The organism is Vibrio kasasachensis (assembly GCF_050337565.1).
GTDB classification, from domain to species: Bacteria; Pseudomonadota; Gammaproteobacteria; order Enterobacterales; family Vibrionaceae; genus Vibrio; species Vibrio kasasachensis.
The window spans coordinates 1-10,681 of the sequence record NZ_JAKJTB010000023.1; the positions used below are offsets into that span (position 1 = coordinate 1).

Below are 10,681 nucleotides of genomic sequence, written 5' to 3' on the forward strand. Positions count from 1 at the left end.
GATTCCGATAACGACTCTTTACCTTGATAACCGGTAACAACGAAAGTCTCTTGCGGTAATCCTTCTACACTCAGGGTAAACGTTAGCTTTGCCATCCACTGTGCCTTCTTTTTAGTACGAACTAAGACCAATGCAAGAGTCTCCTCTCACACTGGTCTAACTGAATATCAATGTAGGTTGATAATCAGACGAGGATTACGCCTCGATTGGTTTACGCCAGTCATCTGAGCCTGATGTGCCTGCGTTGACGTGATCCCACGTCACTTTACGGTACGACAGTGAAACCGTTAGGTTCTGCGTAAAGTCAGCTTTTTCAGGATCTTGACAGTGTGGCATTTCACACTGGATATCGACGATAGAAGCGTTTTCTAATTTAGTGGTAAAGAAGTTTTCTTGCTTACCTTCAATGGAAGTGCGGTACCATTTCAGCTCAACATTGTTAAGCTTCTCACCCGATGCCAATGCGTTATAAAGCAGTGGAACCGCTTTGTTCAACGAGACAGTGAATTTGAATGGTTTATGAACACGTTGACCCGAAGGTTGACCCGATTGAGGATCAGTTGGCACTGTCACTGTGTGATCGAATTGCTGAACCAGCATTTCATCTTCATGACCTTCTACGTACGTATCACCAATAGAATCGGCAGTACACGCGCCTGCAGTAATGAGCCCCTGAGTTTGACCTTCAACTGAAATATAACATGGAGTTGGCATGACTTAATCCTTAATTTTATGAAATGAAATACATATAACTCAGGGTTTACTGTTCAAGTCTTGTGCCAATTTCTACATTGTTTAAATTCAATGCGTTACATTGATAATATTAAAATCAGGGCAATTTATTGCTCAGAGCGAGCAAGATCTTGCTCAGCTGAGCAAAAAGTTGCTCATCTAGGCAGGCTTAAATTCAGAAAAAAGACAAGTGTTCCGCTTTTATAATCACCCAATAACTACATTCGGTAGTGCTATTGCTGATTCGACCTCTAAATCCAATCTTTTGTCCTACAGAATGTGGCAGCTGCTCTTTACGAGTTTTAGCTATGAAACACGGCCATTATTCAAAATAATATATAGCTGCATATGATAACTATAATATTAACCTCTATTCTTGAATTACTCCTAGACACAATATCTCAGCAAGATAGTATTGGTCCCCTTACGTCTATCGTTGAAGAAACTCTAATAAGAATAATAGCAAAATTCAGGATTTATTATGCTTTATAACTCTTTTCTCGCTCGCCTTGCTCGAGGTAATCTGGTACTACAAATCTTAGCCGGTATTATCTTAGGCATTGCCTTATCAATCATTGCTCCACAACAAGCCGAAAGCGTTGGACTGCTTGGTGAACTATTTGTTGGCGCACTCAAAGCCGTCGCTCCAATCTTAGTTTTCATTCTCGTTGCTGCCTCTATCGCCAACCAGAAGAAAAACCAACATACCTACATGCGACCGATAGTAGTCTTATATCTATTTGGTACCTTTACTGCCGCTTTAACCGCTGTGACTGTGAGTTTTCTTTTTCCTACAACTTTAACTCTGGTTTCTGGCGCTCAAGGTGCAACCCCACCTCAAGGCATCGCTGAAGTATTGAATACTCTACTTTTCCAACTGGTTGATAACCCGGTCAATGCATTAAAAAATGCCAACTATATCGGTATTCTTGCATGGGCAGTTGCTCTTGGTTTGGCACTACACCATGCCTCAGCATCAACCAAAGCTTTGTTTGAAGATTTAAGTCATGGTATCTCTCAGATCGTTCGCTTTATCATTCGCTTAGCGCCATTTGGTATTTTTGGTCTGGTTGCTTCAACGCTAGCAACGACTGGCTTCTCTGTATTAGAGGGATACGTGCATCTATTAGCCGTCCTTTTAGGTGCTATGATTATCATTGCCCTCGTAGTGAATCCACTTATCGTATTAGTGAAAACTGGCGAAAACCCATATCCGTTGGTGTTTCAATGCTTACGAGAAAGTGGGGTAACCGCGTTCTTTACCCGTTCAAGCGCTGCCAACATTCCTGTGAATATGGCTTTATGTGAAAAACTAAAATTGGATGAAGACACTTACTCAGTCTCTATACCACTTGGTGCCACCATCAACATGGGTGGTGCGGCAATCACTATCACTGTATTGACACTCGCCGCTGTACACACCATGGGTATTGAAGTTGATCTACTCACCGCTGTATTACTAAGTGTTGTGGCAGCAGTCTCGGCATGTGGTGCATCGGGGGTTGCAGGCGGTTCATTGCTACTAATCCCACTGGCTTGTGGTCTGTTTGGTATCCCTAACGAGATTGCCATGCAGGTTGTCGCTGTTGGCTTTATTATTGGCGTTATCCAAGACTCTGCCGAAACAGCGCTTAATAGCTCAACGGACGTTATTTTTACTGCGGCTGTTTGCAAACAAAAACAAAAGCAAAAAGCAAAAGCAGAATTGTCCTAACTAAGTTAAGCCATTTTAGCAATTTGATAAGATGAAAAAGGCTGCCAATTTGGCAGCCTTTTGTTTATTTGATTGAATCACAATCGGGTCGTTTGATCCATTTGAGAGACGGAGAAGTCTAATGGTGCTGGCTTTTCCTCATCAACTGGCTGATCCACAATGTTCGATTCAAGTTCAGAAATTACGGCACCTACCGCGTTTACATCGCCAGCAGGTTGCACCAGATCATACGCAGCATAATCTAAGTCACGCTTATACAGCCTATTCAGTGCCTTAATTAAGGCATGTTTACCTACTTTGTTCTCTCTAATACGTTTTAGCATAGGTTTAGCCAAAGCTTGAAGACCGACAACCGTGTCAACGCTAATTGTCAGCGATACCTTATCGCGCAATATGCGTGCCTCTTCATTACCCAATTGCCCCGCAAGGAAAAGCCAAATATAAGCAATAAACTTCCCTTGCCCACCGGAATTAAGCCATACTTCACCAGCTTTAAGCATCGCAGGGGTATAGCCTTTCTCACCAGCTCGTTCTAACCAATAACACCCTTGATAAAAATTAGCTTCGACACCGATACTGTAGATATAGCTCAGCCCCAACTTCATTCGACCTTCATTGCTTTTCAGCTTTACAGCTTGTTTGTACCACTCAAACGAAGTACTTGGCGAAGGCTCTGGATTGCTGTTACTTATGAACCAATCTCCTAGAAATAGCATTGCTGGCAAGTACTGCATTTTTGCAGCTTCTTCCATGAATCGATACGCTTTTTCTACATTCTGCTCCACGCCTCGCCCATAAAACAGTGCTTCAGCGGCATCAAATTTCGCTTGTAAATTACCTTCAATCGCAGCAACCGCCGTACGCCAAAACTTAGCCTGTTCGCGCAGCACCATATCATCTCTCATTCGCTCACTAATACGCACAATGCCATACATGCCCGTTACGTTGTCGAGATCGGCGGCTTTATGGTACCAGTAAAGTGCTTTGCGCAAATTGGTACGTTCTTCTTCTTTCGCGAGGTATAGAAGCATCGTAATATCACCCGATTCAGCCTTCTTAACTCGATCTTCTTGCTCTTGTTTTCGATTACTTTCCATCGCCTTACGATAAGCAATCTCTCTTTGTCTGCGCTCTTTTTCTATACGTTTATGACGCATAGAGATAGCTAACATCCAAATAAAGAGCAGCAACAGAAGTAGTCCGGTCGCTCCAATAGCGATTCCCATCATATTCATTAGTTAACTTCGCACATCGTATTGATCACTGGATTACTTCCCCTAATATCGGCTGGAAAGTGAAATAGTTAAGCTAATTCGCCCAAAAACACACCAAAAAATCTTATGTGACTCTAGGATATGTCAACTAACAACAATTAGCGATCTCGCTGCGGTCTTTCTGGGCGGTTGTCACTCGATATCACACCAATTTGAACGATTGCCATTGATAGTTCGCTGAATAAAAAATCCATTCATTATTTAATATCGCCATTACAAAAAACCAACAGGCAAACGAATGCTTTTCGGCAAATAACCCTATTTTAAAAAGAAACAGTATTATTTGACCGAAAACAATAGAAGAACGATATCACTTATTTTATAATGCGAAATAATGTGTACGGCATATCGAATTCTAATTATCAGGGGCAAAAAATGAGACTTATCCCGCTACAACAAGCAGCACAAGTAGGTAAATGGGCAGCAGCACACATCGTTAAACGTATCAACGAGTTCAATCCAACTGCAGAGCGTCCATTTGTACTGGGTCTACCAACAGGTGGTACACCATTAACAACTTACAATGCATTGATTGAACTGCATAAAGCTGGTGAAGTTAGCTTTAAGCACGTAGTAACGTTCAACATGGATGAATACATTGGCATCCCTGCTGATCACCCAGAATCATACCGTTCATTTATGTACAACAATTTCTTTAGTCATATTGATATTCAAGACGAAAATATCAATCTACTTGACGGTAATGCAGTGGATCATGACGCTGAGTGTCAGCGTTACGAAGACAAGATCAAATCTTACGGTAAGATCAATTTGTTCATGGGTGGTGTAGGTCTTGACGGTCATATCGCTTTCAATGAGCCAGCATCTTCTTTGTCTTCTCGTACTCGTATTAAGACACTAACTGAAGATACTCGTATCGCGAACTCTCGTTTCTTTGATGGTGATATCAACCAAGTACCTAAATACGCACTAACTATTGGTGTTGGTACACTTCTAGATGCGCAAGAAGTTATGATTCTAGTGACTGGTCATAACAAAGCACTTGCGCTTGAAGCGGCAGTAGAAGGCAGCGTAAACCACCTATGGACAGTTTCGGCACTGCAACTTCACCCGAAAGCCGTGATTGTGTGTGATGAGCCATCAACGCAAGAGTTGAAAGTGAAGACTGTTAAATACTTCACTGAGCTTGAAACCAAAAATATGATCGGCTTCTAATTCAACATTGAATTGTTGCTAAAAAGGAGGCGCTTGCCTCCTTTTATTTTATCTAACTTAAACCGCCCTATCAGGCCAGATTGAAAAACAGCTCATCATCCGTCATGTATTTGTGCTTATGAGTTATGTTTCTAATATGCATAAACATATAGTCAGGAAAGCCGGGGGCAAGCAATGAATTTGGTTCCCAGCAGACTCCACCAATAAACATATATCTACCTTGCTTCTCATCATTGTGGAGCGGATTATTTAAGGGTGTAGAGAGTTCTGCGCGCACACCTTCAACAACGCAAACTATTTGTCCTTTAGCTACGCCAATCACCCGATTAACTAAATTTGCTTTTACACCGCACTTCCAAGCTTGTCGCGTCGCCATTTCAAAGCCCACTTTACGAACGCCCCTATGCACATTGACGATCAAATTCATATCGCGTCACTCCTTTTATTATCACCACAGAGTAACGTGGAAAGAACCAAGATCACGAGTTGATCGACAGGGGCATTTCTCATTGGATGGAAATCAAACTGACCGTTTATGCCCAAGTAACTTCAAGATGCACGATTCAGAGTTTTGAAGTTACTTGGGTCTATCAATTCATCACACGTGATTCAGCCAAAAATAAGTTTTTTCCTAGTTTGAATCTGCCTCCTATACTTAATATCAGCGTAAGGCATGCATGGGAGCTGGTAATGAACAGTTTAATTTTTTCAGTGTTACTTTTAACAACATCTCCAACTTCAATTGGGCCTGATTCCCTACCGTTGAAATGTCAACTTCTAGAAACCCGCGATACTTTCTTGTTTTATCGCGGTCAAAAGGTGTATCAAAGTGATCAGTTTGTACTGTTTCAAAACATCAAAGGCAGGGTTGTATCTCAAGTTGACTTAAATACTGGGGAGCTTATTCGTACCACCTATTTAGGAAACAATTACAATCCAAACTATCAAATCCTAAAAGGGCGCTGCAAAGATGTCGTCCACACCCTTGAGTTTTGGGGGTTAGATCAATTACCGTACGATCAGTAAACCTACCAGTATCGCTCAAAAATAATATTTCCGGGTTGAGCGGTTCGGTGCTTTGTGAGACCTATTTGCTGAAGTAGATGAGTGGTCTCTTTAATCATATTTGGGTTACCACATAACATAACGAAGCTATCTTCTGGCTCAAATTCAACCCCGCACTGTGTCATCAACTGTCCGCGTTGAATAAGATCGGTAATACGCCCGTGAAGCATTCCATCCAATTTTTGCCTAGAAACTATCGGTTGATAGGTTAACCGTCCTTGATATTCCTGTACCAGTTGATCGATCAAAAATCGGTAAACCAGATCGGATTCCTGACGAACACCATGAACAAGTACAATGTTTTCATTGTTAGGGCGAAAGCTAATATCATCCAATAATGATAAAAATGGACCAATTCCCGTTCCCGTTGAAAGTAACCATAATGTTTTGCTGCGCTTAGGAATTGTTTCAAATGTCAAATCACCATGAGCGCTGTGAGATACATAAATACCATCGCCTACTTGCAACTGTTGTAACCTCGGGCTTAATAGACCGTCAGGGTTTGCAATAATTAAGAACTCCAATGTATCCGACGTTGTTAACGGCGCATTTACCAATGAGTAAGCACGTGACACTATGCGGTCGTTATCATCCAGCAGAGCCAGTTTCGTGAATTGACCGGCTTTAAACTGCAAAGGAGCACCCGTTACTCTCAAACTAAACACTTGGTCATTCCAATCGGTTCGTTTTTGAATCGATGCTCGGTGATATCCAGCAATCTCCATCATTAAAATACTCCTTTGCAAATAGACAGCCCATCAGCTAAACACTATAAAGCAAATAACAAATACGTAACAACTTAAAATATAGACTATGCAATGGCTGAATCGCTGTCAGGTTTTTGATTTGTTACAATTTTAGCCTTTTGAGCTGCCAATTTTCACAGTACTAATCATCACTAAGGTTGCCGATATTGTGATCAATACCAAACCGAAGTTAGTCACCTTTGCTACCAAGGCCATTCCGCAGCCAATCATTAAGTAGTAGCAAAGACCAAACAGAGCACTGGCACTGCCCACTTGTGTTTGGTACGCGTGGAGCGCACCAGCCAATACATTGGGAATCGCTAGGCTAAAACCGATCACAACCAACATTATTGGCAACAAAATAAATACGCTTTCACCTATGAAATACACTCCAACCGCCCCTAACAACGCAAGCCATGATGCTAGTTGAATGATCTGTGTTGGCTCTCGCCCTCTTTGCAAAAGATTCTTATTGAGGTGAGCACCCACTATTGTTGCAGTGGCTAAAACTAAACCACTCAAGCCAAATTGCATCGAGCTAAGCCCTAGGTTGGCAAACAGAAATGGACCGTGGAGATAATAGCCAAACAACATGATGTTAAAGCCACAAACAATTAACGCATTACGCCAAATGGTGGGATCTCTTAACATTCGAATTACTAGTGGAAACAACCTTAGAGACTTAGCCTTAGACGACACTTTCTGCGGTTGGGTCTCTTTTAGAATGCACAACGATAACAAAAACAGCATTAACGCGAGCACAGCCAACACAACGAAGACACCATGGTAGTTATAACGGCTCACCAAAACGCTACCAAACATTAAGCCAAGTGCCGGGCTAATCGCAATTCCAGTCCCCATATAAGAGAACACTTTACTCAGCTCTTGTTTATTAAAGCTATCCCTTAACATCGTCTGAGTAACAACCGAACCGACGGCTGCACCAAAAGCACTTAATGCGCGCATTGCCAGCAACCAAAGGAAGTTGTCAGTATACAAGGCTCCAATCGCAGCAAAAGTATAAGCAAGCAGCCCTGCTAACATTGCTTTTCGGCGCCCAAGCTTATCTGCTGCAATCCCCCAGCCAACAACACCTACTGCAAAGGCTAAAAAATAGATAGATAGAGTCTCACCAGCTAAAGCCATAGAGACGTCAAATCCTAGTGCAATTGATGGTAACGCCGGGCTGTATATGGTTTCGATGATTTGTGGAAACATCATCAGGATCACCATCAAACCAATCGAAGGTTTTGATTTCATCACTTTCTCTCCAGTTCTTGATGGCGAGAAGTTTAAACAAATGTGATAAAGTCTTATTAATAACATTAAGACTAAATACATCAAAATTCGGACAAATGGCACTAATTAACGAAACCACAGCTTTCAACCCAGACACCATTTGCAGCCCTGTGGTTGGTATCGCTGCTCGAGTTGGTCGCCACGATTCAGGTGAGCATCAACACTCGAAAGCACAACTCCTCTACGCACCTCACGGTTGTATGACCATAACGCTTGATGGTTTGCAGTGTGTGCTACCTCCAACACGCGCAGCTTGGATTCCCAGCAATACTCTACACTGCGCAAAAATGAGCAACGTTGTGGAATATAGGTCGTTGTATCTCGAAGCCAGTTTGAACCCTCGCGAAAATGACAACATTCGTATCATTGAGGTGAATCCGTTACTTAAAGAGTTGATTGAACGGATGTCATTTTGGGGTTGGGATAAGCCCAGCCAAGAAATGACAAACACGCTAAATTTGTTTGTTGAAGAATTACAGACGGCGAAACAAGAATCCTTGTTTCTGCCTATGCCTAGTGACCCGCGCCTACAGCCGTGGTTACTCACTCTTGAAAATGACGCTATAGCACCACCCCTTAATCAACTAAGTGAACAAGTACCTGCGAGTAGCAAAACTATTAGCCGGATGTTTAACCGCGAAACAGGCATGTCATACCAAGCATGGCGACAACAGTGGCGCTTACTCAAATCCATTGAAAAGCTCTCTTTGGGGTTAAGCGTGGCTGACGTAGCCCACTTACTGGCATTCTCCAGCGACAGTGCGTTTATTGCCTTTTTTAAACAACAAACCGGACAAACCCCATATCAATATATCAATCAATCACCTACCATTACTGAGTAGATGATTTTCAGCGACACACATTTGTCCGTGCCGCGCTTTTTAGGATGAGACCATGCAACAAGCCCATGCATTCACTGATGATGGATTACACTATCTTCCCCACTACTTTTCTGTCCCGCTTGATTACAGTAACGAAAGTGCTGGTGATCTAACTATTTTTGCCCGTGAAGTACGTTTAGTTGGCGACCAACAAAGCCAAAAACCATGGTTAGTTTTCTTTCAAGGTGGACCGGGATTTCCTGCTTTAAGGCCAGGTGGCAACAGTGGCTGGATCAAACGTGCGCTGCAAGAATACCGTGTGCTACTACTCGACCAACGCGGCACGGGTAACAGTTCAGTGATCAGCCATCAAACCCTTGCTGGCATGGCATTCGAGCAACAGGCTGAATACCTCACTCATTTTCGTGCAGATAACATCGTGCGTGATGCAGAGTTTATTCGCGAGCAATTTGGCGTTAAACAATGGGCTACGCTTGGGCAAAGCTTCGGTGGTTTTTGCTCTCTCACCTATCTCTCGATGTTTCCGCAAAGCCTATCACGTAGTTACATCACTGGTGGTGTTCCGTCGACATCTCGTCATCTTGACGACGTTTATCACGCAACTTTTAAGCGCACCAAGGATAAAAACCAAGCATTCTTTGCTCAATTTCCAAAAGCACAAGCGCAGTGTCAGGCGATTGCTGACCACTTGTTAGAAAACGACGAGTTTCTACCCAATGGGCAACGATTCACAGTTGAACAGTTCCAACAGATCGGAATTAACTTTGGCATGAGCGGCAGCTTTCTAACTATTTACTATTGGTTAGAGAATGCATTTGTTGAGATAAATGGGCGTCCGCAACTTCGTTATGAGTTCCTCAATACAATGCTGGCTGAGCAAGGTTTTCAAACCAACCCAATCTACGCCATCATGCATGAGTCGATTTACTGCCAAGGCTTTGCTTCAAATTGGAGTGCTCATCGCGTACGTAATCAATTCGCTGAATTTAACTATCAAAAAGGTCAACCATTCCTATTTACTGGTGAAATGGTCTTTCCTTGGATGTTTGATCAATACAAGAACCTGAAGCCATTGAAAAAAGCGGCCGAAATTCTTGCAAACAAAACCGATTGGGCTGCTCTGTATGATCCGATCCAGCTTTCACGCAACAAAGTTCCTGTTAGTTGTGCGGCATACGCAGACGACATGTTTGTTGAATTAGACTACAGCCGTGAGACGCTGGCTACCATACCGAATGCTAAGGCATGGATCACCAACGAGTACGAACATAATGGCTTACGCGCCGATGGGGAACGTGTTTTGGGTAAACTGATCGCGATGGGAGAGCAAACATCCGCGACCCTTGTTTAAAAATACTGTAGACTCAAACGCAGTCGCACTCCGCGGCTGCTTTTTCTCACGATGATATACAAACGGCTATGCTTAAAATCTCCAATACTGTCTCACTTAACAGCTGGGAAATTCAATTAACGGCTATTCGCGCCCAAGGTGCGGGTGGGCAAAACGTCAATAAGGTATCGAGCGCGATCCACCTTAAATTTGATATTCAGCACTCAACACTGCCTAGCTTCTACAAAGAACGCTTACTCGCTCTCAATGATACTCGTATTTCTAAAGACGGTGTCATCACGATAAAGGCACAACAATTTCGCACCCAAGAACAAAATAAAGAAGACGCCCTTAATCGTTTAGCCGAGATGATACGCGCAGCCACCGTTGTACAGAAAGCTCGCAAAGATACACGCCCAACCAAAGGCTCAAAAGAGCGAAGGCTAAAAGCCAAAGGGATCAAAAGCCAAACTAAATCCTTAAGAGGTCGAATGCGGGACTAA

At 42.8% G+C, this 10,681-nt stretch carries 11 protein-coding genes; 6 read left to right on the forward strand and 5 right to left on the reverse strand.

Features of this window, described 5'->3' with window-relative positions:
* Nucleotides 1-195 precede the first annotated feature (195 nt).
* On the reverse strand, nucleotides 196-714 hold the full coding sequence (locus L4C38_RS17875; RefSeq protein WP_428798908.1) for an Hcp family type VI secretion system effector: 519 nt from the start codon (nucleotides 712-714) through the stop codon (nucleotides 196-198).
* 499 nt (nucleotides 715-1,213) lie between these two features.
* On the opposite strand from L4C38_RS17875, the gene sstT reads away from it, so the two are divergent.
* On the forward strand, nucleotides 1,214-2,446 hold the full coding sequence (gene sstT / locus L4C38_RS17880) for a serine/threonine transporter SstT (RefSeq protein WP_428798909.1): 1,233 nt from the start codon (nucleotides 1,214-1,216) through the stop codon (nucleotides 2,444-2,446).
* Nucleotides 2,447-2,523: 77 nt separating this feature from the next.
* Here sstT and L4C38_RS17885 read toward each other — a convergent pair whose 3' ends face one another.
* A complete protein-coding gene (locus L4C38_RS17885; protein WP_428798910.1) occupies nucleotides 2,524-3,681 on the reverse strand; it encodes a tetratricopeptide repeat protein in 1,158 nt (385 codons plus the stop codon).
* A 414-nt stretch (nucleotides 3,682-4,095) separates the two neighbouring features.
* Here L4C38_RS17885 and nagB point away from each other — a divergent pair, with 414 nt between their 5' ends.
* The gene (nagB, locus tag L4C38_RS17890) at nucleotides 4,096-4,896 is read left to right on the forward strand and encodes a glucosamine-6-phosphate deaminase (protein ID WP_428798911.1); all 801 of its coding nucleotides are present in this window, start codon (nucleotides 4,096-4,098) and stop codon (nucleotides 4,894-4,896) included.
* Between the two features lie 70 nt (nucleotides 4,897-4,966).
* On the opposite strand, the gene L4C38_RS17895 is transcribed toward nagB, so the two are convergent.
* Complete coding sequence (locus tag L4C38_RS17895) at nucleotides 4,967-5,323, reverse strand: acyl-CoA synthetase (protein WP_428798912.1); 357 nt, start codon at nucleotides 5,321-5,323, stop codon at nucleotides 4,967-4,969.
* An 86-nt stretch (nucleotides 5,324-5,409) separates the two neighbouring features.
* On the opposite strand from L4C38_RS17895, the gene L4C38_RS17900 reads away from it, so the two are divergent.
* Entirely contained in the window at nucleotides 5,410-5,922 is a 513-nt protein-coding gene (locus L4C38_RS17900; RefSeq protein WP_428798913.1) for a hypothetical protein, read from the forward strand.
* A gap of 2 nt (nucleotides 5,923-5,924) precedes the next feature.
* Here L4C38_RS17900 and L4C38_RS17905 read toward each other — a convergent pair whose 3' ends face one another.
* The gene (locus L4C38_RS17905; RefSeq protein ID WP_428798914.1) at nucleotides 5,925-6,689 is read right to left on the reverse strand and encodes a ferredoxin--NADP reductase; all 765 of its coding nucleotides are present in this window, start codon (nucleotides 6,687-6,689) and stop codon (nucleotides 5,925-5,927) included.
* A gap of 129 nt (nucleotides 6,690-6,818) precedes the next feature.
* A complete protein-coding gene (locus tag L4C38_RS17910) occupies nucleotides 6,819-7,967 on the reverse strand; it encodes a multidrug effflux MFS transporter (RefSeq protein WP_428798915.1) in 1,149 nt (382 codons plus the stop codon).
* Nucleotides 7,968-8,062: 95 nt separating this feature from the next.
* Between L4C38_RS17910 and L4C38_RS17915 the strand changes: the two genes are divergently transcribed.
* From L4C38_RS17915 to arfB, 3 genes are all read left to right on the forward strand, one after another.
* Entirely contained in the window at nucleotides 8,063-8,848 is a 786-nt protein-coding gene (locus L4C38_RS17915; protein WP_428798916.1) for an AraC family transcriptional regulator, read from the forward strand.
* 52 nt (nucleotides 8,849-8,900) lie between these two features.
* Nucleotides 8,901-10,199: an alpha/beta fold hydrolase gene (locus L4C38_RS17920; protein WP_428798917.1), complete on the forward strand. Its 1,299-nt coding sequence runs from the start codon at nucleotides 8,901-8,903 to the stop codon at nucleotides 10,197-10,199.
* A gap of 68 nt (nucleotides 10,200-10,267) precedes the next feature.
* Entirely contained in the window at nucleotides 10,268-10,681 is a 414-nt protein-coding gene (gene arfB, locus L4C38_RS17925) for an alternative ribosome rescue aminoacyl-tRNA hydrolase ArfB (protein ID WP_428798918.1), read from the forward strand.

Coding starts and splice junctions, on each gene's coding strand:
- L4C38_RS17875 (WP_428798908.1), bottom strand. CDS start 714: ATGCCAACTCCATGTTATATTTCAGTTGAAGGTCAAACTCAGGGGCTC.
- sstT (WP_428798909.1), top strand. CDS start 1,214: ATGCTTTATAACTCTTTTCTCGCTCGCCTTGCTCGAGGTAATCTGGTA.
- L4C38_RS17885 (WP_428798910.1), bottom strand. CDS start 3,681: ATGAATATGATGGGAATCGCTATTGGAGCGACCGGACTACTTCTGTTG.
- nagB (WP_428798911.1), top strand. CDS start 4,096: ATGAGACTTATCCCGCTACAACAAGCAGCACAAGTAGGTAAATGGGCA.
- L4C38_RS17895 (WP_428798912.1), bottom strand. CDS start 5,323: ATGAATTTGATCGTCAATGTGCATAGGGGCGTTCGTAAAGTGGGCTTT.
- L4C38_RS17900 (WP_428798913.1), top strand. CDS start 5,410: ATGGAAATCAAACTGACCGTTTATGCCCAAGTAACTTCAAGATGCACG.
- L4C38_RS17905 (WP_428798914.1), bottom strand. CDS start 6,689: ATGATGGAGATTGCTGGATATCACCGAGCATCGATTCAAAAACGAACC.
- L4C38_RS17910 (WP_428798915.1), bottom strand. CDS start 7,967: ATGAAATCAAAACCTTCGATTGGTTTGATGGTGATCCTGATGATGTTT.
- L4C38_RS17915 (WP_428798916.1), top strand. CDS start 8,063: ATGGCACTAATTAACGAAACCACAGCTTTCAACCCAGACACCATTTGC.
- L4C38_RS17920 (WP_428798917.1), top strand. CDS start 8,901: ATGCAACAAGCCCATGCATTCACTGATGATGGATTACACTATCTTCCC.
- arfB (WP_428798918.1), top strand. CDS start 10,268: ATGCTTAAAATCTCCAATACTGTCTCACTTAACAGCTGGGAAATTCAA.